The following is a 26,474-nucleotide window of genomic DNA, read 5'->3' as shown; positions in this document are numbered from 1 at the left end:
TCGTTTTTAATTGTCAGTTGATTATTTCAGCAGTTTCCCGGCACGTCCGACCACGTTTCCTGCGGTTGCACCCGCCACGCTGCCCGCCATGCTTCCGGCTCGTCCTGCCGTCTGGTTCACGTTGCGACCGTAGCTTCCCATGCCTCCGGCTTGGATAATCCAGCCTGCTACCGTGGGGATGGTGAAATAGCCGATGATTCCTATGATCATGAAGACGATATACACACCGTCGCTCGAATCCAGCGAGAAGTTCGGGTCAGCCTGCATGCGCTCGATGTCGCTTTGCAGCATCAGCACCTGAATCTTCGCCAGTATGGTGCTGAACATATCCGACACGGGCAGCCACAGATAAACCTGTATGTAGCGGCATATCCACTGTGTGAGTGTACTTTGAAAGCCGTCCCATACCGATATGGCGAAGGCTATCGGACCGAGTATCGCCAGCACCACGAGAAAAAAGGTGCGGATGGTGTCTATCACGAGGGCGGCGGCTTGGAACATCAGTTCCAGTATCTCGCGGAAGAAATCGCGGATGCCTTTCTTCATGTTGTACATCCCACGTTCGATATACATTCCCGCCATCGTTACCATGTCGCCGGGCGACCAGCCCAGTTCCTCCAGCTGTTTGTCAAACTCCTCGTTTGACACAAGGTAGGCGGTTTCGGGGTTGCGCATCATCGCCTCGTATTCCAGTTTGTCTTTCTGCTCACGGTACTGGTTCATGTCCAGCGTTTCCGCCTCCAGCATCTTTGCCGTGCCCTGCACAACGGGCGACATGATACTGTTTATCGTGCCTAATACCACCGTCGGGAAGAACATGATGCACAAGCCTATCGCAAAGGGGCGGAGCATGGGGAACACGTCTATCGGTTCGGCTCTCGCCAGCGACTGCCACACCCGGTAGGCGACGTAGAACAGCGCACCCAGCCCGGCGATGCCTTTCGCCACGCCCGCCATGTCCCCGCATAGCGGCATCATCTGCTCGTAGAGCGAGCGCAGAATCTGGTGAAGGTTGTCGAAATTCATAGGCTACCAGTATCTTTCGTTCATGTTCCCGTACAGCCCCATGATGCGGTCGAGGTCGTTCTTCTTCTTCGCCCGCAGGTAGCTCACGCTGATGTTCTTGTTGGTGTAGTAGCTCACGAGGTTGCGGTAATGCTTCATCTTGGAGTAGCAGCGTTCCACCACATCCATGCGCTCCTTGTCCGTCATGGAGAGCGTGGTGATGTTCACCACGTTCCTCAGCTCCGTCAGCACGTCGTTGGATTCCTCCAACAGCTTGGTGTAGCCAAAGGCGATGGCTCCCAGTTCCTCCACCGTGAAGTTGTCGTCACGCATCATCCTCTGGAAGCTGGTCACATAGGTGTCGGTGATGTCACCCACCATCAGGATGGTCTGCTGCACCTTCCGGGCGTCCTTTACCAGATTGTTCACGGATTTGAGTGGTAGGCTAAGCATCCAACGCCCTGCCGTATTACTACGGTGGGTTTTCGGAAGCTCGCCCCCAAACCGGACGTACACGTCTCCGCGTATCCGGCTTTCTACTAATAATATCAATCTATCCATTGTTACTGAGTTTTTTGTAGCACTTACCACATATGGCAATAGTCTTTCGTTTGCGAGCCATCATTTGTTTTTCGCAGGTAGTTTTCCCTTGAAGATTTTTTAATTTTCTCACATGGTGCATCACTAACTTATCGACTGCTCCACATAATTCACATTTTTCCGCTTTCAGCCTATCTATAAGACTTGTGTTTGTAGGATGATATGTGAATTTGGGCAAGTTGTCTAAATCCTTAATGTTCATTGGATTTTTCTTTTTGAACCCACCATGATAAAAGGTCAAGTCTTTGGTAGTACCGTTCTTTAAATAGTATCTAACTGAAAAAAGTCCATTCTTGGTGTACTTTTTTCGGATTTGCGACATCGTTGTCCGATATTTCTGCGCAAATGTTTTGTACATACTATATTTCATGATATACCCAAGTTTTGACAGACTACTACAATTATTAGCCAAACAATAGTAATTGTAAATGCCCTTTATTTCCTTGTTGTACCTGTCAAGTATCTCAAAGTCATTGTTGTTTGAAAGTTTGGGACGGGATTTTGCTTTCCAATACTCCTTGCCGTTGTGTATCTTTATTTCTAAAACACGATATTCGAGCAACTTTTTCTTAAACGTATCCTTTCCAAGTGCCAATTGTATCCTCTTATTGAAGACACGTCTTAGTACTCCGTATTTGCTTCTTTTGGTGTCATTGGATTTCCTTACAAAAATCTCATATCCGAGAAATTTTGCAGCGTTTTCAGCATGGGTGATAAGTGTTTTCTCATCGGACAGTGTAAGAGCCAACTTTTCATAGAGGAAGTTCTTTATGTCCTCTTTGATGATGATAGCATCTTGTTTACTGCCAATAATTCCAATTAGAAAATCATCCGCATATCTCACATATTTGAGTTTTCTGTAGTTCATATCCATTTCGTCACCATCAGAATACTGCAAACCTTCTTTTTGATAAGCCTTATATTGTCTTATCAATTCTGACCTTTCACTTTTGTCTTTTACCACTTTCAACTTTTTCAGAATACGGTGTCGTTTGCCTTCAAGTGATACTACCTGTTTAGTTCTTTTCCGTTCTTTCCCCTTATCAAATTTTTCAGTGTATTCCTTCATGAATTTATCCAATTTATCAAGGTATATGTTTGCCAAGATAGGGCTGACAATTCCGCCTTGCGGTGTTCCGCTGTAGGAGTTATGAAAGTTCCAGTCTTCGATATATCCTGCATTCAGAAATTTTCTAATCAAGCGAATAAATCTTTCGTCAGCGATACGTTCTTTCAGAATACCTATCAGTATCTCATGATTGATATTGTCGAAAAATCCCTTAATATCACCTTCTACGAACCATTTCACGCCCGAAAATGTCTTCTGAATATCAGACAAGGCAGTGTGGCAGCTTCTTAGAGGTCGGAAGCCATGTGACGTTTTTTCAAACTGTCTTTCATAGATGGCTTCCAATATCATTCTGACCACTTCCTGCAATAATTTATCATTAAAAGCTGGTACACCTAATGGACGCATTTTCCCATTTTTCTTTGGGATATACATCCGTTTTGAAGGTTGGGGCTGATAACTCTCATCTTTCAACGATGTTATCAGTTGTTCAATTCGGTTCAGGCTCATTTGGTCAATGGTTTTCCCATCTGCACCTGCTGTCATATTGCCCGGTTTCGCATATATGCGTTGGTAGGCAACGTAATACATTTCCTCATTGAAAAAGATACGGTACAAGCGTTCAAACTTGTAATTCAAATTTTCACTGTGTTCCGTTAGACTGTTTAATACATACTCTGGACTTCTCATAATGTCTCTCACATTTTCCGTTATTTGCATTAAAATTATTAGCTGCTTCCCTTCGCCATGTACAGGGCTTTCCCCTGCTCAGACTACTACGGAAGCTCCGTTGCCTTGTCGGATTTTCATAGGTCTGTACCTAATAGCCTTGCGGCGTTCCGATTTAGGCAATCCCCGTTTACGATATAATAACATGGCTATGATAGATTGTCGGATATGACTTCCGCCCGTTACCGCTTACTGCGGTTGTGCCGTAATTTGTTCCTGCCTCTACTACACGACGCTCGCAACAGAGGTATTACGGTATAGCGAGTTAAGTTATCTTTCACTATAAAACATACTGGGTTCACTTGGACTATCATTCAATCAGTTTGGATTTTATCCTCGTATCTATCTGTTTCATCTCACCATTCAGTTGCAATTTGATAACTAATTGACTTATGGCTTTCCAGCGTGCTATACTCCCTGCCGTCCTTTCGTGGGCAGATAAGCTGGTGATGATAGGTAAATATTGGAACACTTACCTAATAGCTTGCCAATGCTACATTTATTATATCGCCTATACGGGCGCACCGTCGTAATACTTCTTGCCCTGCTCGTAAATCTTCACCGTCTCTTGAAAATTTTTTATCATATTCTGGGCGGTCGTGGAAGTGTGTACCACGTTCTTGGAAGTGTTCACGATGCTCTGCGCGATGTTGGACGGGTCTATCACCGCCCACTGTGCGCTTGCCCTGCCGACTGCAAACAGGCACAGGCAGATAATAAATGTTATTCTTGTTCTCATGTTACTTTGGATTTTAGTGGTTATCGTTATTGCTCGCTTATCGGATGGTCCGGTTTCGGATTCACACGCACGTAGTCCCCGTTCGGCGAGAAGGTCAGGATGTCCGTCGCTTCGTTGTAGGACACGTCGATACGGAAGCCGGTGTTCATGAACAGGTTGCCGTTCTCCTCCTGCAAGAGATAGGTTTCCGGCTTTAGTTTGCGGCGGATGCCGCTCCGCTTGAATACCGTCACCTTATAGGCTTCGCCCTCCTTGTAGATAAGCACGTCGGGCTTGCCTTCCACACTTTCCCAGTTCCCGCAAAGCAGATCACGGCGATTGTCCGCTACATCGCAGGATTGCAGCATCATGACCGCCAGCCCGATTAAACACTTGCTGACTTGCAGCATTTTCGTTCTTGATATACTCATACGCATTTTCTTTTTTAGTTGATGAATCTGTTTTTACTTATTCCTTCGTCTTTCGGCAAGCTGCCGGATGGCGGCTTCGATGTCGCCGCCCAGCTGCTCCGCCAGACGGTAAACCTCCACCTTCTCCGTTTCTTCAGTGGTGTACGCCAGATACTCTTCAGCACTAACTTCGGTGGCATAGACCGCCGACTGCGTGCCGCCCAGTCCGATCCAGACTTCCTTGTAGAGCCTTGACGGGTTGTTCGCCATGTTGATGGAGAGTATCTGCGACTTCTCCTTCTCCGTCAGCCCCAACAGGGACTGTATGGCATCAAACTTGTTCATGTACTTCCGCTGGTCGAGGAGTATCTTGCAGTCGGAATTATTGATGATGCTCTCCTTGACGACGGGCGAGGAAATGATGTCGTCCACCTCCTGCGTCACCACGATTGCCTCCCCGTAATACTTGCGCACGGTCTTGTACATATAGCGCAGGTACTCAGCCATGTTCGCCGAAGAGAGAGCCTTCCAAGCCTCTTCCACTATCAGCTGTTTGCGCACGCCTTTCAGACGGCGCATCTTGTTGATGAAGGCTTCCATGATGATGATTGTTACCACAGGGAAAAGTTCGCGATTTTCCTTAATACTGTCAATTTCGAAGACAATGAACCGCTTGCCGAGCAGGTCGATGTTCTCCGTGGAGTTGAGCAGGAAGTCGTAGCGTCCTCCCCGGTAATACTGCCGCATGGTGGTGAGCATATTGTCGATGTTGAAATCGGACTTCTCCACCTTTATCTCACGTTCTGCCAGTTCGCGGCGGTAGTCGTCACGCATATACTCGTAGAAGGTGTTGAACGAGGGGATGATGCTCCTGTCAGCCCTGATACACTCGATATAGGCGTTCACCGCACTGCCCAGTTCGCCGCTCTCCGTCTTCGTCACTTTGTCGTCCTCCGACTTCCAGAGCGTCAGCAGCAATGTCTTGATACTGTCCTTCTTCTCCACGTCGAACACGTAATCATCGGTGTAGAACGGGTTGAACGAAATCGGTTTCTCCTCCGTGTAGGTGAAGTACACGCCGTCCGCCCCGTTTGTTTTGCGCCGGATCATCTCGCACAAGCCCTGATAGGAGTTTCCCGTGTCCACCAGCACTACGTGCGTACCCTGCTCGTAGTATTGCCTCACGAGGTGGTTCATAAAGAAGGATTTGCCGCTGCCCGAAGGACCTAATACGAACTTGTTGCGGTTGGTGGTGATGCCCCGCTTCATCGGCAGGTCAGAGATGTCGAGGTGCAGCGGCTTTCCCGTTAGCCTGTCCACCATCTTGATACCGAAGGGCGATAGCGAACTGCGGTAGTTAGTTTCCTCCGTAAAGAGGCACACAGCCTGCTCGATGAAGGTGTGGAAACTCTCTTCCGCCGGGAAGTCCGCCGCGTTGCCGGGCATCGCCGCCCAGTAGAGCGTCGGGCAGTCGATGGTGTTGTGGCGCGGCACGCACTCCATGCTCGCCAGCTGGCTGCCCACGTCGTTCTTGATATGTTTCAGTTCCTCCGTGTCATCGCTCCACGCCATGACGTTGAAGTGCGCCCGTACCGATGTCAGCCCGTAGGAATGGGCTTCGTTCAGGTACTGGTCTATCCACTCGCGGTTGATGCTGTTGCTCCGGCTGTATCGGGATAGCGACTGCATATTCCTCGCGGACTTCTCGAACTTCTGTAAATTTTCCTCGCTGTTGTCGATAATCACATACTGGTTGTAGATGTGGTTGCAGGAGAGCAGCAGCCCCACGGGTGAGGCGAAGGAGAGACGGCAGTCCGAGCGGTCGGTGGAGAGTTTCTCGTAGCGGATGTCGGTAGCCACCTTTCCGGGCATATCCTCCGCGTCGGAGAGGGTGTGCAGGCACAGGCGGTTGTCGCCGATGCGCATTTCCTTTGCCGAGAGGTCGATGTCCTGCAAGGTCGTGTCGCCTTCAGGCATGAGCGAGAAGTAACGCTCTATCAGCCCGGCGGACTTCTCCGTCCCGACAATCTCATCGATGGAGAGGCGGCGGAGTCTCACGAAGCCGCTGTCGTTCATGATGCGCTCGAACTGTTCAGCGGCCTCCATGAACTTCCCGGCGGTTTCCTTGTCCAGCTCCTTCGGGATGATATGCCCACGGCACAGCGTGCTGAAATTGCTCTGCATCCGGTTACGCTCCTTTGTCGTCTTGGTCAGGTAGAGGTAGCAGGAGTGTTTCAGGTACGGACGCTCGTTGAAGTGTCGTTCAAATGAACGGCTCAAGAAACTCATGTCGTCTTTCTGTAACTCCGGCTTGTAGCGTTCCTTGATGAACCAGTCCTGCTTATGCACGACGCAGAAGTCCGGCAGTACCTTGATAGCCTTGCACCAGCAGCCGTGTATCGCCTCGTACTCCGCGCCCGTCACGGTATAAAGCTCCGGCAGTTCCACCTCAAAAGCCACCGTGATGTCGGCGTCTTTGGAAATGATGCAGCCATGTTCCACAGCCAGCAGGGGGAACTTGTTTTCCAGTGTTGTCATTTTGGATGTATTTCTCATGTCGTTTCTTCCTTTCGTTGCCGTTTGAATAATCGGGTGATCCGCCGCCGGTTGATAAGGTATCGGGGATGGCTCCTTATAGCTCCTAATTTCATAAGCCCGTGTTCGCCGTACCGGGCGTTCAGCGCGAAGGTCTGCCATACGAGGACGGAAGACGATGCCGCGCCGAAGCCGATACATATCCACTGGTCGATGCCGACCATATAGAGGATGACGAACAGGATGAAGAGTGCCAGCAGGCCTCCGCAGAAGATGAAGAGGTACTGAGCCTTTAGACCCTTGAACTCGACCGGACGACCGATACCCTTGTTTATCGGGTATTCAGCCATACATTGTTTATTAAAGGAAGAATGAGCGCAGGATAGTCGCAGCTACAATTAAAAAAATACATGCGCCGAACCACGAGGCTGCGGTTTTCGAGGTATCCGGGTCGCCGGATGAAAACTTGCCATAGACTTTTACGCCTCCGATAAGACCGACCACCGCGCCGATGGCATAGATAAGTTTCGTGCCGGGGTCAAAATACGAACTCACCATAGAGGTGGCTTCGTTGATGCCTGCGATGCCGTTTCCCTGCGCAAATGCGGAGGCGGTTGCGGCAATCATAAGTGCCGCAGAGATGATGAACTTTTGTCTGATGTTCTTATTCATAAACTGTTCTTTTTGTGCCGTCCAAAGGGTGGATAGTCCTTTTTCGGGCGGTTGATACTTGATTACTTTACTTTGGTTTAGTGGTTGCCCGTTTGTTTCCACGGACTTGGGTGTGTCCGTTGCGGGTTGGCTGTACCTTGTACTGCCGTGCGCATGGTGTGATGCCGTCTTACGTTTTCATTTCCACTCTTTTTTAGCCGTTATACATAGTCCCGGATATTGAACTCGTCAATGTTGTCGGGTACGGTAAATTCCTTTTTCGGCTTCTTCAGCCGGACTTCGATAAGCCCCTTGATACGGATGCTCAGTTCCGTCGAGCCGGACATCAGTTTCTCGTACAGTTCCGTTCCTTCCATATCGGAGAAGACCTTTGCCGCACGTTCCCGTTCTGCCGTTGTCGCTTCCGGGTTCTTGGCTGCCCTGACCGCATCGTCTATCTCGTCAAAACTGCTTCCCGTAGCTCTCGGTGTGTCGGGCGTTCCGTCCTCCGGTTCATCCTCCCCGAACTCCAGTTCCGAAGGCGGGATGCTCGTGAAGGTTTCATCGAGTTTTTCCTCCGGGACTTGTGCCGGGTGGGACACGGTTTCCGTGTTTCCATCGTCAAAAGTAGCCTCTTCCTCCGACAGCTCAATGCCTTTTTTCGAAGTGGCGGCTTCTTGCGTCAGTATGGCAGCGGTTGTCCGGGTTGATGCCATCTTGAAATGGCTCCTGCCGATGATGTCCGATGTTTCTCCGGGAGGTGTTTCCCGTGCCGTTTCCTGCTTCACCTCCGTGCCGCCCAATGACCGCCAAAACCCGGCAATGCCTTTAAGGAAGCGGACGAATCTCGTTTCCATGATGCGGTCGTAGAGCAGCAGGAACAGGAACCACAGGTTGCAGCCGACCGATACGGTCAGGAGAATGTCAGTCATGTTCATAATTCTACTCTGGGGACTGCGTTTAACATACGGTTCAGTTCGTCACGGTGTGTACGGAGAAACTCGCTTACCACGTTCTCAGTGAAGTCGGCCATTGTGACTTCACCATCACCCAGCCAGCGGACAATCATGGCAACCTTGTCATGGGTCTCTTTGCTGATGGACACTTGTTTCCCTTCCCTTGCCTTGAAACCTGATTTTTTCAGGAAGGCACGATAATCATTCTTTTTTCTTCTCATTTCTTTTTCTTTTTGATGATTAAAATACTGCGTCGTAATTCCGGGCGTAAAGGCTCTTTATCGCCTCTTCGCACTGGTTGAAGTGGTGTGTAAGCACATGGTCGATGTAGGCGGACAGCGAAAGCCTGTCATGCCCGATTACACGGGTTATGCGCATGATGCGGTCGTGATACTCCGGGCGCACGTATGCCATCTTCCCCTCGCGTGCCTTTACTTCGGGTTCACGGATGAAAAGCCGTTCATAGTCCTTTTCTCTGCATTTGCCGCCTACCGGCACGGGCGACAGGATTTCCACACTCGCCTGCACTTGGGCAAGCAAACCTCCGCCGTCATGGTGCGGACTTCTGTTTTTCTGATTCTTTTCCTGATTCATATCCATTGTATATTATTTACTCTTTATACTTTTGCATAAACATTCAACATCAAAGTGTGGAATAAGACCGAGTATCCATTAGTCAAAAAGACCGTAGAATATGTTCTGCCCCCACACTTTTACATCAGAAACCGGATAGTTCAATGGGCTTTTGACCCCGCATTCGCAATGGTGGTTCAAGATGTATAGATGTTGTCTCAATAAATTGTTAAGACTATGACCTACGTTGGAATTGATGTCAGTAAGGCTACTTTCGTCGTGGCTTATTCTTCTGCCAAGAACAGTAAGACCAAGACTTTCAAGAACACGACCAAAGGTGTTCATATTCAAATTAAGTCTTCACGTTGTTTCTTGTACAGTTCGTTTATTTTCTCCTTGTGCTGTTCCAGATGTTGGCGCAGCACGGTGTCCACGTAGCCGCCTACCGAGATTTCCCGTCCGGCGATGTCATTCACGATTTTAAGAATCTTGCTGTGTACGTCCCGGCTGATATAGACGCACTGGCGTGTCTTTATCTCGTTGCGGCGGAGGAACAGACCGGAATAGTCGTCCTCTTGCCGTTTGCGGCGGGCGATGTCTTTCTGCACCTTCTCCCTTGACGGGGATGCCGTGGGCGGTGGTTCCGTTTCCGGGACGCTCTCTTCTTCGGGGGCAGGCACGGGCGGCTCCTGTGCGCGGTACAGAGTCCCGTCCTGCTTGCGCCTGCCGATGGAGGCTATCAACAGTTCCTCGTCAATGCCTTCGGTGTTCACTTTCCTGCTGCCCATGCTCATTGAGGTTTGATGATACGGCTGATTTCTTCCGAGAACTCACGGATACCGCTCCCTTTCAGAAGGGACACATCCATCGGGAAGATGGTAGAGCGGAATACGCTCTTGCGCTCTTCCGAGAGGTCACGCCGGAACTTCTTGCTGTCGGGCAGGCGGGTGGACAACACCGACAACCCCATTTCGGCAATCACATCTTCATACAGGTCGTACAGCCCGTTCTTCTCCCTGCCGTCCACCATCGTCCAGAACAGGTACAGCCCTTTTGTTTTCGCCTGCCCCGTCGTCATGAGGTTGTCACGGAACATCACGGCGAATTGCAGGGTGCTTTCCACGACAAAGCGGTCGGCACTCATGGGCGCGAAGATGTAATCCATCTGTGAGAGGGTCTTTACCACACCGTTGCTTTTCAGCGTTCCCGGCATATCGAAGAACACGATGTCCGGTTTCGCATCTTCTTCGGCAAGCATCCTTTCGGCATCGTCAAGGGCGTTGAGGGCGTCGCTTGCAATGACCGGATAGGCGTTCTTTTTTATTTTGCGGAAGTGGTCACACGCGAGTGCCTTGAAATAGAGGCTCTCGTCGATAAGTTTCGTTTCACGTTCACGCAGTCCGTGGATGCTGTGTTGCGGGGCGTCGCAATCTATGACGGCGACATTGTGACCTTGCACGTTGTGGAGGTAGCTGGCGGCAAGAGCCGTGACGGTCGATTTTCCAATACCTCCCTTTTGTGTTGCGAATGCAACGAAGATTTCATTACTCATGGTTCTATTGCTTTTAATGGTTGATAAATTGTTTTCCTGTTCCTGTACGGAAGCGGTGACATACATATCCGCGTCCGTGAATCATTATCCGGGCGGTCCGTCACGTATCCGCTTCAATGGCGAAGCCGGGATTCGGATAACCGGTGAATGACGGCATTGCGTCATGAAGTCATTGAATCCGTGAATCACCACGTCACTGGAAAACCGGGTATCCGACGGTTCGGATATTCGGTTTGGCAAATATCCGCCGAAGCGGTTTGCCGGGTATCTGAAAGTTCCTTTTTCCATATCTTCAAATCGTTCGTTTCTTGAATCATGCTGCAAATAAACAAGGATATTTTTGAATCTGTATCACTTCTCCGGCAAGTGGCAGCACGTTGCGCCGGTTGGCACTGATTGTCCGGGTCAAGCCTCTGTCCGATACCGCGTTAAGGGCGTAACTTTGCACCCGAACGGCAGGGTTCGCCGCAGGTGGCGCAGCCCGGGGTTTGAAAGGCATTCCCCCAATCCGTCCCCGACGGATTTTTATGTTCACCTGAACATAGCAAGGTATGTTTTCAGCCGCTCAAAATATTTTGAGCAGCCACGAAAACGCCTTGCCCTTGCAGGGGGGCGGGCTTACCCTCCGAAGTCGGGAAGCCTCTCAAACCTGCGGTGCTGTGCCTCGAAGCGGCGGCTTATGCCGTCAAACCGCTAAATCCAAAGTAATATGAGTGAAAAAAGAAGAAACAAAGGCGGGAGAAATCCCAAACTCGATCCGGCGGTGTTCCGCTACACCGTCCGTTTCAGCGAGGAGGAACACAACCGTTTCCTCTCCATGTTCGAGAAGTCGGGCGTTTACGCCAAGTCGGTCTTCCTGAAAGCGCACTTCTTCGGGCAGCCGTTCAAAGTGCTGAAAGTGGACAAGACGCTGGTGGATTACTACACCAAACTGTCCGATTTTCATGCGCAGTTCCGCGCGATAGGCACGAACTACAACCAAGTCGTGAAGGAACTGAGGCTGCATTTTTCCGAGAAAAAGGCGATGGCGTTGCTCTACAAGCTGGAGCAACAGACCGTCGAACTCGTGAAACTGAGCCGCCGGATTGTGGAACTTTCAAGAGAGATGCAGGAAAAATGGTCGCAAAAATCAGTGTAGGAAACTCGTTGTACGGCGCACTTGCCTACAACGGGGAAAAGATCAACGAGGCGAAAGGGCGGCTTCTGACAACCAACCGCATCTACAATGACGGTTCGGGGACGGTGGATATCCACCGGGCTATGGAGGACTTTCTCGCTCTGATGCCCGTGCGGTCGAAGGTGAAGAAACCGGTGGTGCATATCTCGCTCAATCCGCATCCCGACGATATTTTGACGGACACAGAACTTCAGGACATCGCACGGGAGTATCTGGAGAAGATGGGGTTCGGCAACCAGCCGTATCTCGTTTTCAAGCATGAGGACATCGACCGCCACCATCTGCATATTGTGACGGTCAGGGTGGACGAGGAAGGCAGGAGCATAGACACCCGGAATAACTTTTACCGGAGCAAGCAGATAACACGCGAACTGGAACGGAAATACGGGCTGCACGACGCGGAACGCAAGAACCGCCGTCTTGATACGCCGCTGCGCAAAGTGGACGCTTCTGCGGGCGACGTGAAGAAGCAGGCGGGGAATCTGATTAGAGAACTGAACCGCAGATACAAGTTTCAGACGATGGGCGAATACCGCGCCCTTCTTTCCTTATATAATATGACGGTGGAGGAAGCGCATGGCAATGTGCGCGGACGTGAGTATCACGGGCTGGTCTATTCCGTCACGGACGATAAGGGTAACAAGGTCGGTAATCCTTTCAAGTCCTCACTGTTCGGGAAGTCCGTCGGCTATGAAGCCGTACAGAAGAAGTTTGCCCGTTCCAAGCAGGAGATTAAGGACAGGAAACTTGCTGACATGACGAAACGCACCGTCTTTTCCGTGCTGGAAGGCACGTATGACAAGGAGAAGTTTGTTGCCACGCTCAAAAGGAAGGGCATCGACACCGTGCTACGCTACACGGAGGAAGGGCGCATCTATGGAGCCACGTTCATCGACCACCGCACGGGCTGCGTGTTAAACGGCTCACGCATGGGCAAGGAACTTTCTGCCAACGCCTTGCAGGAACACTTCACGCTGCCTTATGCCGGACAGCCGCCGATTCCGCTCTCCGTTCCGGTGGAGGAACTGGAGAACAGGCAAGGATATTCCGGAGGGGAATACGAAAGCCATTCCAGCGGCATGAACCTGTTTGCCCCCGAAGGTCCGGCAGTGGACGCTGAAGAGGAAGCCTTCATCCGGGCGATGAAGCGCAAAAAGAAGAAAAAACGCAAGGGCTTGGGTATGTAATCAGAGTATCAACAATTAAAAAATCAATGTATGTCACAACAAGAAGACGATTTGAGGGCATTGGCGAAAATCATGGATTTTCTGCGTGCCGTGAGTATCATTTTAGTGGTCATGAACGTGTACTGGTTCTGCTACGAAGCCATCCGGCTGTGGGGCGTGAACATCGGCGTGGTGGACAAAATCCTTCTGAACTTCGACCGCACGGCGGGGCTGTTCCATTCCATTCTCTACACGAAGCTGTTTTCCGTCCTTTTGCTTGCCTTGTCCTGTCTGGGTACGAAGGGTGTCAAGGGTGAGAAAATCACTTGGGGGAGAATCTGGACAGCATTTGCCGTCGGGTTCGTGCTGTTTTTCCTGAACTGGTGGTTGCTGCCCCTGCCGCTGCCGCTTGAAGCGGTGACGGGACTGTATGTCCTTACCATTGGAACGGGCTATGTCTGCCTGTTGATGGGTGGTCTGTGGATGAGCCGCCTGTTGAAGCACAACCTCATGGACGATGTATTCAACAACGAGAACGAGAGTTTCATGCAGGAAACACGGCTCATAGAAAGTGAGTATTCGGTCAATCTGCCGACACGTTTCTATTACAGGAAACGCTGGAACAACGGTTGGATCAATGTAGTTAATCCCTTCCGTGCGTCCATCGTGTTGGGTACGCCGGGCAGCGGCAAGTCCTATGCCGTGGTAAACAATTTTATCAAGCAACAGATTGAAAAGGGCTTTAGTCAATACATCTACGATTTCAAGTATCCCGACCTATCTACTATTGCCTACAACCATTTGCTGAACCACCCGGACGGCTACAAGGTAAAGCCGAAGTTCTATGTGATCAACTTCGACGACCCGCGACGCTCTCATCGGTGCAATCCCATTCACCCGGATTTCATGGAGGATATTACAGACGCTTACGAGAGTGCGTACACGATTATGCTCAATCTCAATAAAACGTGGGTGCAGAAGCAGGGTGACTTCTTCGTGGAATCACCTATTATCTTGTTTGCCAGTATTATATGGTATCTCAAAATCTATAAGGGTGGTAAGTATTGCACGTTTCCCCATGCCATTGAGTTCCTGAACCGCCGTTACGAGGATATTTTCCCGATTCTTTCTTCATATCCCGAACTTGAAAACTACCTCTCACCATTCATGGATGCTTGGCTCGGTGGGGCGGCTGAGCAGCTTCAAGGGCAGATAGCATCGGCGAAAATTCCGCTCTCGCGCATGATTTCCCCGCAACTCTATTGGGTAATGTCGGACAGCGAGTTTACGCTGGATATCAACAATCCCGAAGAGCCGAAAATCCTGTGCGTGGGTAACAATCCCGACCGTCAGAATATTTATGGTGCGGCTCTCGGTCTGTATAACTCCCGTATCGTAAAGCTCATCAACAAGAAGGGGATGCTGAAGTCGTCGGTCATTATAGATGAACTACCGACGATATATTTCAAGGGGCTGGACAACCTTATTGCCACCGCACGAAGCAACAAGGTTGCCGTGTGTCTGGGCTTTCAGGATTTCAGCCAGTTGGTGCGCGACTATGGCGATAAGGAAGCTAAAGTCGTGATGAACACCGTCGGTAATATCTTCTCCGGGCAGGTGGTGGGTGAAACCGCCAAGACGCTATCCGAACGCTTCGGAAAGGTCTTGCAGAAACGGCAGTCCATTTCCATCAACCGGCAGGACGTTTCCACCTCTATCAATACGCAGATGGACGCGCTTATCCCGCCCAGCAAGATTTCCGGCTTGACGCAGGGAATGTTTGTCGGTTCTGTGTCCGATAACTTCAACGAGCGCATTGAACAGAAGATTTTTCACTGCGAGATTGTCGTGGATGCAGAGAAGGTGAAACGCGAGGAAAAAGCCTACAAGAAGATACCCGTCATTACCGACTTCACGGACGAGGATGGCAACGACCACATGAAGGAAACGGTGCAGGCGAATTACAGGCGCATCAAGGAGGAAGTCAAGCAGATTGTTCAGGAGGAACTGGAGCGGATTGCCAACGACGACAATCTGAAACACCTGTTACAGCAGAAATAACCGGGCTGACGTGAGGCAATGAAAGCGGGCGGAACAAAGTATCAAACTTGCTCCGCCCGTTATTCTTTAGGGATTCTTAGTCTATCTTCTCATACGCTCCATCTCTTCGTCACGGAGCATCTTCTCGTTCAGTTTTTCCTGCATTTTGTCAAGGAAGTAGGTGCGGCTTTCGTTCTTCCGGCGTTTGATATCAGTGTAGAAGCGGTAGCAGTCTTTAGAATCAACCCCGAATATCTTATAGAGAAGTGGGGCGAGCTGTTTGAGCGGCATATTGCCGTTGTTGATGCAGCCCATCACGTCTATGCCGTAGATAAGTTCCACGAGGTCGATGGCATTGCCCGTCCATTGAAGAAGGCTGGCGGTGGTTTCTGTTGCGTTGTTGGCGGATATTAGTGGTGGCACTTGGGGCGTGGCAAGGAATTTCTGCATCTTTCTTACGAAAGACAGAGCCTTGCTGACGTAGGCGGCAATCTCTCTTTTTTCTTCTGACAGATTACGTACGGGATGGTGCTGCAACTCGATTTCGATGTAGGCAAGCGCGATGACGGTAAGGTTCATGTCCATGCCGCCGTTGCACAGTTCGATCACTTGGGTGGCGAAAGCCGTGTATGCCGTTTCCATATTGCAGTCGCCGGCTTCGTTTATCAGGCGGAAAAAGTCGGTTTCCGCCAGCAAGAAATAATTCATGGTTCTGTCAATTTTGAAAATTACACTTTGTTTTCTGCGTGCGCACATGAATATAATTGGCAAAAAACGCGGCAGAAAATAAAAAATCCAACACTCAATTTTACAAAGTGCTGGATTTCAGAGGTATAAAATTCAGTATTTTTTCACAAGGACAAATTATCTCCGACTTAAATTGTTTGTAATCGGAACATTTATTCTATTCCTGAAAATAGAAATGTATGCTTGCCGCACATTTTGGCTATCTTGCTTTTTTATCAAGGATATAGATAATGCGACATACACCGTTGGGATAGCTTTTCAAAGAGGAAAGCGTCCAGTGTTGCTCTGGCAGAGCCGACTTAAAAAAATGTCGTCCGCTTCCGGATATGAAAGGAACGGTGTATAGTATGATTTCATCCACAGCGTGCATCCGCAGCAGTCCGTTTATATAGTCTGCCGTGTCCGGTGTGGCTTCCGCGAGGTAACGGATGTTTGTGCAGTCTTTTCTCCATTCGTGCAGCATTGAAATGGAATAGTCCGGTGTCACACGGTAAAAGGCTTTCTTCCTGATTTCATCAAGACCGCAACGGTCAAGGCACAAATCCTGATGTGCTTTATCATATAACTCTGAAGAAAGACATCCGTCCATCGTCAGTACGGCGAGAATCTGAACTTTACCCATAATCGTTTCCTTTCGTTAGGCAAGGGTAAAAAAGTAGCGTGCAATTCACACTACCTTCAAGCGATGGCTCTGGTAAAGCCTTTACGGAGAGTACGTGAATGCACGCTATGCGTAAGCATAGCATAAGCATCACGCAATCGTCTCCGTAGTTCCAATTTACCAGATTTTCGCTTGAAACGCCTTGCGGTCTTATCCTATATGTTGGCGGCGAAAAGCTCCTGCCAATCGCCGTTTTTCTCAAATGTTATGCAAAGATAGCCAAATTCAGTGAATTACGGGCTATGATTGCTTGAATTTATATTTAATCTCCTATGCGCACTTTATCTCCTATCGAAACATTAATCTTGTCCAGGACTCCCGATATCTGCGATTTTATTTCGATCTCCTTCATCGGAAAAACATTGCCGGATATGTTTATTTCCTCTTTGATCTCGCGATATTGTGGTTGTGTAGTTTCGTAAATTGCCTTTGTACCTCTTAGCGAAGAACGAAAAGCAACAAATGCCAGTGTGGCGGAAAAGATGCAAATTAATATAATCTTAAATGTCTTCATTATCCTATATTTTCGTTTCTAATGGCGTCAATGGGTTGTATAACAGATGCTTTCATAGCCGGAAATGCTCCGGCAATGACACCGGACAAAATCAAGATAACCAAAGCGAGAACAGCTACATTTATATCTATTTCTGCATGCTTTATCATTGTCGCGTGACGGGCGCTTTCGAGCAACCAATTTATAATCTCAAGAATAGCTGCACCTGATATCAATCCGATGATACCGGAGATTACAGTTATGATGACAGATTCCGTCAGCATTAACACAAGAATGGATTTAGGAGTTGCTCCTACAGCCTTACGGATGCCTATTTCGCTACTCCTTTCTTTGATCACGACAAACATGATGTTGCTTACTCCAACAATACCACTTATCAGAAAACAAATTCCTACGATCCAGATAAACATTTTCAATCCATCAAAGAGTCCCTCAAAAGCAGATGTTTGTGTCTCAAAATTGATTATCTGTAAGGCTTGCTTATCAGAATAAGCAAATTGGTATTTATTAGCGATGAAGGCTCTCAGCTCATTCTCAAATCGCTTGGAATCAACTTCTTTGTTCAGATATAAACAGAAAGCGCGCAATGGAGTCTTATTGTCAATACAGTTTATGTAACTTGAGAAGGGCACATATACCGAATTGATTTCCGAAGCGCTGAAAATATCATCATTCTTTAGTACGCCTATCACCTTAAAATCAATACCGGCAATGTTGATCGACTTACCCAACGCTTTTTGATTATTAAATAAGGTCGTACTGACATTTTCGCCGATAATGGTAACATTACGGGTATTCTCGTCATCTCCTTTATTAAAATATCGTCCATCTTCGTTGATTTTAAGTATCTTAATTCCCATATAGTTTTCATTGATTCCTATAATCTTAAAAAGTCCGCTTTTAGCTTTATTCATCACTTGCGAATAAGGTCCTGTTATTTCAGGCGAAATAGCTTTTATCCCCGGGAACTGTTTCTTTATGCGGTTAAGAAAATGCAAATCGAAATGCAATTGTTCCCCTTCTCTGATATTCTTATACTTCACCCAGAATCCTCATCATTCCATACCATGACGGATTCACCATAAGTTACTAACGTGGTCACATAGCGGTGTGTGGTATTGATATTGTGCTGGGTTTGAAAAATAGCGATTGATTCATTCTCTATTTTCTGTACACGACTACGCTCGTGCAGAACAATAGCGACCATGCTGCCAATGATCGCCATTAAAAGAAAGTATCCTATAAATATTTTATGCTGCAAAAGTATTTTCATTGGCTTGATATTTTACAATCCAAATATTGCTTTCGTACAATATCTACATGCGGCAGAATCACGAAAAATATCCGAGATGAATAACACTAATAATAATTTCAAATTTTTCTATTTATTGCAGTTACATTCCTCCTCCCAACACATGATAAAGTTTGATTACACTTTGTATGCGTTCAAAACGAGTTTGTAGCTGTTGCACTTCCGCTTCGAGAAGAGACTGTTGGGCGGTCAACACTTCCAGATAGGTGGCATTGGAATGACGCATAAGCGATTCTGTCTTTCGCACAGCATCGCATAATGTTTCAACCTGTCGAGCATTGATTTCAATTTGCGATTTTGCCGTCTGCCATGCAGTCAGAGCATCGTTCACTTCTTTTCCAGCGTTCAGCAATGATTGCCGGAACAACAGTTTGGCTTCTTCCTGACGGCTTTTGGCTATCTTCAAGTTGGCGATGTTTGTGCCCCGGTTGAATAAGGGCTGTGTCAGGGAACCGATGGCATTGAGCAACCATTGTCCGGGATTTACGATTACGCCACCGCCGTTATTAGTCCATCCAAGAGTCCCCGAGAGGGTAATATTGGGATAGAAGGCGGCACGAGCCGCATTGGTGGCGTAGAACGCCTGCGCCAGTTCCATTTCAGCCTGACGCACGTCGGGACGGTTGGAAAGCAGTTGCAAAGGGACTCCAATCGAGACAGTATCGGGGAAAGCAGCCTCGGCCAGATTACTTCGTCCAATCGAGTGTGACGGCATGGCAAGTATCGCAGACAGGGCATTTTCTGTTTCGGAAATACTCTTGCGTATGGATAACAGGGATGCTTCGAGTCGCATCACGTTCGCCTTTGCCTGCAATACGCCGGCTTCGTTTGATTTCCCCACTTTTTTCAACGCTTCAAGAGTACGTACGGTAGTCCGCCAGTTCTCCAAAGTCCGGTTACTTATTGCCATTTGTGCGTCAAGCATGGCAAGGGTGTAGTAACTGTCTGCAATAGTGGCGACAAGCTGTGTCTGTACGGCCTGCCGGTAGGCACGGCTTCCTTGTAACGCGGCGGCTGCACCACGCTTTGCCGCCGTAAGTTTGCCGAAGATGTCCAGTTCCCAGCTTGCCGACGCTCCCACATTATATGTCTTTGCCGTTGCTCCGTCATGTTTATTGGCATTACCTTCGGCAGTCAGTCCCAGTGATGGAAGATATGATAGTCTGGCAGTCATCAGGACGGCTTCTGTCGCTTCCACGCGTAACCGTGCCACATTGAGGTCTGTGTTCCGTTCAAGTCCGGTTTCAATCAAGGACTGGAGTTTCGGGTCGGTAAACATTTCCCGCCACGACAGGGACGCGATGGTCGTTGTATCAATGTCCGCCGGTACGTCCCGATACAGATTCTCCGTTGAGAGGTCAGGACGATGATACCGGCTGTATGTGCCACAACCGGCAAACATCCATCCTGACAATATGATATATATTACTGTCTTCTTCATTTAATTATGCTTAACACGTTCTTGAATATATTGGAATACAATAAACAATGACGGCACAAGGAACAACAGAGCCAAAGTACCGACAATCATTCCACCGATTACACCTGTGGCAAGCGAACGGCTGCCGTTGGCACCCACTCCGTGCGCCATCATCAGCGGGACAAGACCGAACACCATGGACAGCACAGTCATCAATATAGGGCGCAGGCGGACTTTTGCCGCACTGTATGCTGCCTGTGCCAGCGTCATGCCTTCCGACCGCCGCTTGCCGGCGTATTCGGTAAGCAGGATGGCGGTCTTGGCAAGCAGGCCGATAATCATGATTAATCCGGTCTGCATGTAGATGTTGTTCTCCAGACCGAAGAGCCACGCAAACAGGAAACTGCCCATTAGTCCGCAAGGCACCGACAACAGAACCGCGAAGGGTATGAACACGCTCTCATACAAGGCGCACAGAATCAGATAGACCAGAACCATGCAGAGCAGGAATATAAGCGTGGCATTGTTGGTCGTCTTGCTTTCCTCACGCGAAATGCCGCCAAACTCGTATGTGTAATTTGACGGAAGCACTTCACGTGCCGTCTCGCCGATGGCTTCGAGCACCTGCCCTGAACTGTAACCCTGCGCCGGCGACCCGCTAATCGAGATGGCGTTGAACAGGTTGAAACGGGTGAGGTCTGACGGGCCGTTGGTCTTGGTCAGGCGCACGAACCGGCTCAAAGGCGACATGCCGCCATCGGAGGCGCGCACATACATGTGGTGCAGGGATTCCGCATTCACACGATATTCCGCCGGAGCCTGCATGGTCACATGGTAGAGCTTGGAGAACCGGTTAAAGTCGGAAACATATTGTCCGGTATAATAGCCCGACAATGTGGAAAGCACATCTGCGGGCGACACACCCGACTGCTCACATTTGGCGGCATCGATATCCACCCAGTATTGCGGATAGTCCGTGGCAAAGGAGGAATAGACTTCGCCGATTTCGGGTCGTTGCGACAAGGCTTCGACAAACTTGTCCGCCTCTTCCTTGAAAGCGGCGATGTTTCCGCCCGCCTTGTCCTGCAAATAAAGCTCGAAACCGTTTCCCATGCCGTACCCGGCAATCATCGGAGGCGACATGGCGAACACCGTGGCATCGGGAATATCTGAAGTGGCGGCATAAATCTTTCCGATGACATCATTCACCGACTGCCCCTCTCCCTTACGATCCTCCCAGTCTTTGAGTGTCACGAAATACATCGCCTGCGAGGGACCGGAACCGCTGAAAGAGAAACCGGCTACCGCACCGCTGTATTCAATCTCGCCGATGCTGTCGAGACGGCTGTTGATACGCTCCATCACCTTACTTGTCTGAGCCATGGATGTGCCGGGCTTCGTGTTCATGCTCACCATGACCGTCCCGGTGTCCTCTTCGGGAATAAGTCCCGTCTTTGTGACATTGACCAGCAGCACCAGCAACCCGAAAGAAATGCCTATGATGCTCCACAACAGCCATCGGCGATGGATAATGAACATCACTCCACGTACATAGCGTCGGCTCAGACTGTCGAAGACGGCATTGAACGCTTTACGGAAACGGGCTGCAAAATTGTTCTTAGTGTTGCCCTGCTCATCGATATAGGGTTTCAGCAGCAGCGCGCAAAGTGCCGGTGAGAGTGTGAAGGCATTGACTGCCGAGATTCCCACGGCAACAGCCATCGTGATACCGAACTGCGTGTAGAACGCTCCCGAAGTCCCGCCCATCATGGCTACGGGGAAAAACACTGCCATAAAGATTATGGTAGAGGTCAGGATAGCCGACGAAACGCCTTTCATGGCATCATCAGCCGCGAGAACTGCTGATTGATAGCCCTCATCGAACTTCGCCTGCACCGCTTCCACCACCACAATGGCATCATCGACCACGGTTCCGATGGCAAGCACAAGCGCGAACAGGGTGAGCAGGTTGATGGAGAATCCAATCATGGACATCACGGCAAATGTGCCGATGATGGAAACGAAGATGGATATGGTAGGGATAAGCGTTGACTTGATGTCCTGCAAGAACACATACACCACCACGATGACCAGAAGTATCGCTTCCAATAAGGTGCGGAGGACAGAGTGGATGGAGGCATACAGGAACTTGTTGGTATCGGTAAGCACCACGAATTCCGTCCCTTCGGGCAAGTCCCGGCTAAGGTCGTCAAGCACTTCGTGAATCTCCTTGATGGTGCTTGATGCATTGGACCCGGCTTTCTGGTTGATGAGCATCATAGCTGCCGGATGCCCGTTCACCTCGGAGGAATAGTTGTAGTATTCATCGCCCAGTTCCACATCGGCAACCTCTTTCAACCGAAGCACATTGCCGCCCGGCAGTGACTTGACGACCAGCTCACCGAACTCTTCCGCTCCGGACAAGCGTCCGCGGTATTTCATCGTGTATTCATTGGCGGTAGGATGATTGGCACCGAAGGAGCCGGTGGCGGCCTCGATGTTCTGTCGTGCAAGTACGGCAGAGATGTCATCGGGGATAAGCCCGTATTGCGCCATCTTGTCGGGACGCAGCCAAAGTCGCATGCTGTAGTTGGAACCGAACAACTGTGCCTTTCCCACGCCGCTGATACGTTTCAGCCTCGGCTCGACATTGATTTTCACGTAATTGCTCAGGAAGGTCTGGTCGAAGCGGTCATCGGGCGAATAGAGCGCGAAAGTCATCAGTTCGGCATTCTGCTGCTTTTCAGTGGTGACACCGGTCTTGGTGGCTTCCGCCGGAAGTTGGCTCAGTGCGCCGTTCACGCGGTTCTGCACGTTTACCGCCGCCATGTCCGCGTTGGTTCCCTGTTTGAAATAGATGTTGATGGAAGCATCTCCCGTATTCGATGCCGTGGAAGTCATATAGGTCATGTCTTCCACTCCGTTGATGGCTTCTTCCAGAGGGGTTATCACTGCCTTCTGCACGGTTTCAGCGTTTGCTCCCGGATAAGTTGCGAATACGTTGATGGTCGGAGGTGCGATGTCGGGGTATTGTTCCACCGGCAAGGAAAACATGGAAATCATGCCCAACAGTACAATCACCACCGAGATAACGCCCGAAAACACCGGGCGGTCTATAAAAAATCGCAGGTTCATTTCGTTTCGTTTTTAGGGGTTATGCTCATGCCTTCTCTCACCAGTCCCACGCCTTCGGCGACAATGGTGTCACCGACCGAAAGACCTTCTTTTACGATAAACCGGTTGCCGTCGTTCAGGCGGTCCACCGTGAGATAGGCGGCTTCCGCCTGTCCGTTTTTCAGACGGTAAGCGATAATCTTGTCCTGCAGTTCCACGGTGGCGGTCATGGGAATGGTTACGGCCTCCGTTTTCGGGTTTTGAAGGATGACATTGCCGATGCTGCCACTCAACAGTTCGCGGTCGGGATTGGGGAACAGGGCTTTGATTTGTACCGTTCCGGTAACAGGATCCACCACGCCGCTTACGGTTTCAATACGTCCTTTCGCCTTGTACAGGCTGCCGTCGTTGAGTTGCAGGCCCACTTCCGGCGTCCCGGCTATCATGCTGTCAATCGAGCCATAGCGAGCCGAATATCGCCGTAGCATATTCTCCGAAATGGAGAAATAGGCATACATCTCCGCATTGTCGGACACGACCGTGAAAGGCTGTGCCATATTGGGACCGACAAGCGCACCGATGCGATAGGGCAATGTGCCTACTACTCCGTTGCTCGGGCTTTTGATTTCCGTATAGGAGAGATTGTTGCGTGCATCCGATTCTTGTGCCTTTGCCTGTTCGAGTTCAGCACACGCCACTGCCAGTTGGTTCCGGGCGAGAGAAAGCTCGTAGTCGGATATGACCTTCTCGTCAAACAATGCCTGCTTGCCCCGCAGCTCGATTCTTGCCGTTTCCACTTTTGCCTGTGCCGCGCTGACATTGGCCTGCGCCGTGCGTAATGCCGCCCGATAGGGCACTTGGTCAATTACAGCCAATACTTGACCGGTCTTCACCCGTTCACCCTCTTTCACTTTCAGACGGATAATGCGCCCGGATATTTGCGGCAGGATGTCCACATCCTGCCGTCCGCGTATGGCGGCGGAATAGGACTCGGAGATTTCCACCGGACTTGCCGCGACCTTTATGACCCGATAACTCTGCACCGCATCCTGCTTGCCGTCCGCCTGCCTGCATCCGGTCGGCAGGAACAGCATGAGAGCAAATGCGGCGAAATTCGTGATAATGAATTGCTTGTTCATATTTTCTTCTTGTTTTGTATTAATTCATAAATTGATTTTTGGAACATGAATAAAAGTTTATCTTTTTCGTTCATGCGGATATTATCAGAATAACCGTCTTTTGTTATTTGATACCCACATGGCTTAACCATAAAAATGCCTAAGCCCTTAGTGTACGAACTTACTTCTGAGGCATAGTCTTTACTTGTATTTAATGGAACTTTCCCTTTAATATGACACCACTCATTATTACAACTGATGTCTTCAATCTCAGACATCAGTTTTTGCAAATCTGTAATAGCTTTGGAACTCGCTACTTGGGGTATCTGCAACTCAAAACAGAGCATCGGTTCGAGAATGTCCACACCTGACTGTTGCAAAGCCAGCCTGAAGACATAAGGGGTCAGCTGTCTGAAATCAGCAGGTGTACTTACCGGGCTATAATACTCGGCTTGAGTAAAAGTTACTTTCAGATCTGTCACTTCCCATCCATGTAAACCAGATTGGCAAGACATACGAATCCCTTCAAAAACGGCATTTTGAAAAGAATGGTTCAGATAACCATAGGAGATGTCACTTTCGATTTGCAACCCTGCCCCTAACGGTAAGGGTTCAAGAGTCAGCCCTATTGTGGCCCAGTAAGGGTTGGGTGGTACTTCGATCTGAATAATCTTATTGACCTTTTTTATAGGTCGTTCTTTGTAGATAGTCTTGATCTCATCAAAATGGACCTTTACGGAAAATCGTTCTTCCAGCAATGTCTGTATGATTTCCTTTTGGGTCAAACCATATAACGAGATTTCCAATTCATCACTATATGAGTTTATGGAAAAGGACAAAGACGGGTCTTCAATCCACAATGTATTCAGAGCGGATATCACCTTGCTTCTCTCTTCGGGCTTATTTGGCCGGACGGAGGATTTGAGAGCGGGATGCTGATGAGATAATCCTTGAATCAAACAAGGTTTAGCACCTAAATAATCTCCGATTCGAAAATCTTCTATATCTTCTACAATCGCGATATCATTGGCACCCACTTCATCAACATTTATCTCTCTGCCCTGATAAATAGTCTTTAGATTTTTAATCTTGATGAATTTTTCCGAATCGTTGATTCTTACAACGTCTCGAAGTCTCAGACTTCCGTCAATTATTTTAAGAAAACTTCTTTTATGCCCTTTGGGGTCATGCTCTATCTTATAGAGATAAGCTGAAAGTCTGTTTGAGACTGATGCCGGAGGAAGTATAAAAGAAGAAATGGCGTCCAACAACTCATTGATACCGATATTGAACATTGCTGATCCATGTAGCACCGGATAGACTTTGGCTTTTGCCACAAGAGCGATTATCGTATTCCAATAATCAGCCGGTGAAATTTCGCTATCCGCCAAATATCGTTCTAATATATCGTCGTCATGGTTGCATACAAATTCTTTGTATTCTTCCTTTATATATGTTTGGGAGCAAACCGGATAAACCGATCCATCGACAACAGTTTGCATAAACAGGACATCTTGCGACAGATTTGTTTTTATATCCATATACAAACGCTCCAAATTCACACCGGCACGGTCAATCTTATTGATAAATATAATTGTCGGGATTTGCAGCTTTTGTAAAGTACTGAACAGCAACTTTGTCTGCGCTTGTATGCCTTCCTTTGCGGATAAGATGAGGACTGCTCCATCAAGCATTTTGAATGTCCGCTCCACTTCCGCAATAAAATCCATGTGTCCCGGAGTGTCAATGATATTGCATTTCACTCCATTCCAGATAATAGATGTCGTAGAAGCCCGGACAGTAATTCCTCTACGTTTCTCTATATCCATAGAGTCCGTTATGGTGTCACCATTATCCACACGGCCGCACTTTTCCGTTGCTCCACTGGCAAACAGCAGATTCTCGGTTACGGAAGTTTTTCCTGCATCAATGTGAGCAAGAATTCCTAAATTTATAATATTCATTTGGATTAAGCAATAATATACTACAGTAGATGCATTGTCGAAACGCACCTTTTAATACCTCCTCGTAGCATATGAGAACTACAGGATTACTAACTCGTATTAATATGTATATTATTACTGCCGCATAACGATTACAAAATTACACAAAAAAATATATCTAACAAAAGTGGGAGGATTTTTTAACTTTTTACCATAGACATTTTATTAGGGAAGCGTAGGTTCAACTGGCAAGTACAAATAAGTAGAAATGTTTGAACAACACCGTTTTAGGAAGTTGAAAAATCAAGTTTCTCTCTCGGTATAGCGTTTATTTTGGCCAATATCTTCTTTAGTTTAGCATTTGTGTATTTCCCATTCGTGTTCTATTTAGCTCCTTATTATGAGTATGTAGCAAGTTACTTATCAAATTCAGCCTCTTTGAGGGTCAAATATGGTTTTGCAAA

General features: G+C 48.7%; 23 protein-coding genes and 4 pseudogenes. 5 read left to right on the top strand and 22 right to left on the bottom strand.

Annotation, left to right across the window (positions count from 1 at the left end; all coding sequences use genetic code 11):
- Positions 1–21: 21 nt before the first annotated feature.
- The 3 genes and pseudogenes from traJ to C1A09_RS06465 all read right to left on the bottom strand — a co-directional run bounded on the left by traJ (position 22) and on the right by C1A09_RS06465 (position 3,364).
- Positions 22–1,026 (bottom strand): conjugative transposon protein TraJ, encoded by a 1,005-nt coding sequence (gene traJ, locus C1A09_RS06475; protein WP_005809199.1) that lies wholly within the window; start codon positions 1,024–1,026, stop codon positions 22–24.
- 3 nt (positions 1,027–1,029) lie between these two features.
- Positions 1,030–1,443 (bottom strand): annotated as a pseudogene (locus C1A09_RS06470) (DUF4141 domain-containing protein); the annotation flags it as partial.
- A gap of 115 nt (positions 1,444–1,558) precedes the next feature.
- A complete protein-coding gene (locus C1A09_RS06465; protein WP_101542997.1) occupies positions 1,559–3,364 on the bottom strand; it encodes a reverse transcriptase/maturase family protein in 1,806 nt (601 codons plus the stop codon).
- A gap of 431 nt (positions 3,365–3,795) precedes the next feature.
- Here C1A09_RS06465 and C1A09_RS16300 point away from each other — a divergent pair, with 431 nt between their 5' ends.
- Complete coding sequence (locus C1A09_RS16300; protein ID WP_005944145.1) at positions 3,796–3,936, top strand: hypothetical protein; 141 nt, start codon at positions 3,796–3,798, stop codon at positions 3,934–3,936.
- Here C1A09_RS16300 and C1A09_RS06460 read toward each other — a convergent pair.
- From C1A09_RS06460 to C1A09_RS06425, 8 genes and pseudogenes are all read right to left on the bottom strand, one after another.
- Positions 3,930–4,142 (bottom strand): annotated as a pseudogene (locus tag C1A09_RS06460) (DUF4141 domain-containing protein); the annotation flags it as partial. The gene C1A09_RS16300 and the pseudogene C1A09_RS06460 sit on opposite strands and share 7 nt — an antisense overlap.
- Positions 4,143–4,168: 26 nt before the next feature.
- Complete coding sequence (locus tag C1A09_RS06455; RefSeq protein WP_005809203.1) at positions 4,169–4,552, bottom strand: DUF3876 domain-containing protein; 384 nt, start codon at positions 4,550–4,552, stop codon at positions 4,169–4,171.
- 33 nt (positions 4,553–4,585) lie between these two features.
- Entirely contained in the window at positions 4,586–7,087 is a 2,502-nt protein-coding gene (locus tag C1A09_RS06450) for a TraG family conjugative transposon ATPase (RefSeq protein ID WP_005809205.1), read from the bottom strand.
- Positions 7,084–7,416, bottom strand: coding sequence for a DUF4133 domain-containing protein (locus tag C1A09_RS06445; protein WP_005809208.1), 333 nt, complete (start codon positions 7,414–7,416; stop codon positions 7,084–7,086). Before C1A09_RS06445 ends, C1A09_RS06450 begins: the two co-directional genes overlap by 4 nt.
- A gap of 10 nt (positions 7,417–7,426) precedes the next feature.
- Entirely contained in the window at positions 7,427–7,738 is a 312-nt protein-coding gene (locus C1A09_RS06440) for a DUF4134 domain-containing protein (protein ID WP_005809211.1), read from the bottom strand.
- Between the two features lie 200 nt (positions 7,739–7,938).
- Positions 7,939–8,655 carry a hypothetical protein gene (locus tag C1A09_RS06435; protein ID WP_005809212.1) on the bottom strand — a complete coding sequence of 239 codons (717 nt, stop codon included), beginning with the start codon at positions 8,653–8,655 and terminating at the stop codon, positions 7,939–7,941.
- A complete protein-coding gene (locus C1A09_RS06430; protein ID WP_255419346.1) occupies positions 8,652–8,933 on the bottom strand; it encodes a DUF3408 domain-containing protein in 282 nt (93 codons plus the stop codon). Before C1A09_RS06430 ends, C1A09_RS06435 begins: the two co-directional genes overlap by 4 nt.
- Positions 8,914–9,267 (bottom strand): DUF3408 domain-containing protein, encoded by a 354-nt coding sequence (locus C1A09_RS06425; RefSeq protein ID WP_005809216.1) that lies wholly within the window; start codon positions 9,265–9,267, stop codon positions 8,914–8,916. Before C1A09_RS06425 ends, C1A09_RS06430 begins: the two co-directional genes overlap by 20 nt.
- Before the next feature lie 216 nt (positions 9,268–9,483).
- Here C1A09_RS06425 and C1A09_RS16500 point away from each other — a divergent pair.
- Positions 9,484–9,591: pseudogene (locus C1A09_RS16500) on the top strand (IS110 family transposase); the annotation flags it as partial.
- Positions 9,592–9,593: 2 nt separating this feature from the next.
- Here C1A09_RS16500 and C1A09_RS06415 read toward each other — a convergent pair.
- Positions 9,594–10,034: a DUF3408 domain-containing protein gene (locus tag C1A09_RS06415; RefSeq protein WP_032538179.1), complete on the bottom strand. Its 441-nt coding sequence runs from the start codon at positions 10,032–10,034 to the stop codon at positions 9,594–9,596.
- Positions 10,035–10,036: 2 nt separating this feature from the next.
- Entirely contained in the window at positions 10,037–10,798 is a 762-nt protein-coding gene (locus tag C1A09_RS06410; RefSeq protein ID WP_005809222.1) for a ParA family protein, read from the bottom strand.
- Positions 10,799–11,507: 709 nt separating this feature from the next.
- Here C1A09_RS06410 and mobA point away from each other — a divergent pair.
- The 3 genes from mobA to mobC are packed head-to-tail and all read left to right on the top strand — an operon-like array spanning position 11,508 to position 15,202.
- Positions 11,508–11,936 carry a conjugal transfer protein MobA gene (gene mobA, locus C1A09_RS06395; protein ID WP_005809224.1) on the top strand — a complete coding sequence of 143 codons (429 nt, stop codon included), beginning with the start codon at positions 11,508–11,510 and terminating at the stop codon, positions 11,934–11,936.
- Positions 11,915–13,162: a conjugal transfer protein MobB gene (mobB, locus tag C1A09_RS06390; protein WP_032543188.1), complete on the top strand. Its 1,248-nt coding sequence runs from the start codon at positions 11,915–11,917 to the stop codon at positions 13,160–13,162. Before mobA ends, mobB begins: the two co-directional genes overlap by 22 nt.
- A gap of 30 nt (positions 13,163–13,192) precedes the next feature.
- Positions 13,193–15,202: a conjugal transfer protein MobC gene (gene mobC / locus C1A09_RS06385; protein ID WP_032543187.1), complete on the top strand. Its 2,010-nt coding sequence runs from the start codon at positions 13,193–13,195 to the stop codon at positions 15,200–15,202.
- Positions 15,203–15,283: 81 nt separating this feature from the next.
- On the opposite strand, the gene C1A09_RS06380 is transcribed toward mobC, so the two are convergent.
- From C1A09_RS06380 to tet(Q), 9 genes and pseudogenes are all read right to left on the bottom strand, one after another.
- Positions 15,284–15,889: an RteC domain-containing protein gene (locus C1A09_RS06380; RefSeq protein ID WP_032543186.1), complete on the bottom strand. Its 606-nt coding sequence runs from the start codon at positions 15,887–15,889 to the stop codon at positions 15,284–15,286.
- A 238-nt stretch (positions 15,890–16,127) separates the two neighbouring features.
- Positions 16,128–16,550 (bottom strand): dihydrofolate reductase family protein, encoded by a 423-nt coding sequence (locus C1A09_RS06375; protein WP_004291474.1) that lies wholly within the window; start codon positions 16,548–16,550, stop codon positions 16,128–16,130.
- Positions 16,551–16,851: 301 nt separating this feature from the next.
- The gene (locus tag C1A09_RS06370; RefSeq protein ID WP_005809234.1) at positions 16,852–17,103 is read right to left on the bottom strand and encodes an efflux RND transporter periplasmic adaptor subunit; all 252 of its coding nucleotides are present in this window, start codon (positions 17,101–17,103) and stop codon (positions 16,852–16,854) included.
- Positions 17,103–18,146: an ABC transporter permease gene (locus tag C1A09_RS06365; protein ID WP_005809236.1), complete on the bottom strand. Its 1,044-nt coding sequence runs from the start codon at positions 18,144–18,146 to the stop codon at positions 17,103–17,105. Before C1A09_RS06365 ends, C1A09_RS06370 begins: the two co-directional genes overlap by 1 nt.
- Positions 18,147–18,148: 2 nt before the next feature.
- Positions 18,149–18,376, bottom strand: a pseudogene (locus C1A09_RS06360) (hypothetical protein); the annotation flags it as partial.
- A gap of 121 nt (positions 18,377–18,497) precedes the next feature.
- Positions 18,498–19,856, bottom strand: a complete 1,359-nt coding sequence (locus tag C1A09_RS06355; RefSeq protein ID WP_005809240.1) for an efflux transporter outer membrane subunit — start codon at positions 19,854–19,856, stop codon at positions 18,498–18,500.
- Complete coding sequence (locus C1A09_RS06350; protein ID WP_005809243.1) at positions 19,857–22,970, bottom strand: efflux RND transporter permease subunit; 3,114 nt, start codon at positions 22,968–22,970, stop codon at positions 19,857–19,859.
- Complete coding sequence (locus C1A09_RS06345) at positions 22,967–24,088, bottom strand: efflux RND transporter periplasmic adaptor subunit (RefSeq protein ID WP_005809248.1); 1,122 nt, start codon at positions 24,086–24,088, stop codon at positions 22,967–22,969. The genes C1A09_RS06350 and C1A09_RS06345 overlap by 4 nt, the downstream gene beginning before the upstream one ends.
- Entirely contained in the window at positions 24,085–26,031 is a 1,947-nt protein-coding gene (gene tet(Q) / locus C1A09_RS06340; RefSeq protein WP_101542859.1) for a tetracycline resistance ribosomal protection protein Tet(Q), read from the bottom strand. The genes C1A09_RS06345 and tet(Q) overlap by 4 nt, the downstream gene beginning before the upstream one ends.
- Positions 26,032–26,474 lie beyond the last annotated feature (443 nt).

The sequence above is a fragment of the Bacteroides cutis genome (assembly GCF_900241005.1).
GTDB classification, from domain to species: domain Bacteria; phylum Bacteroidota; class Bacteroidia; order Bacteroidales; family Bacteroidaceae; genus Bacteroides; species Bacteroides cutis.
Note: the sequence above shows the minus strand (reverse complement) of the source record. Positions and strands in the feature narration are given on the sequence as shown.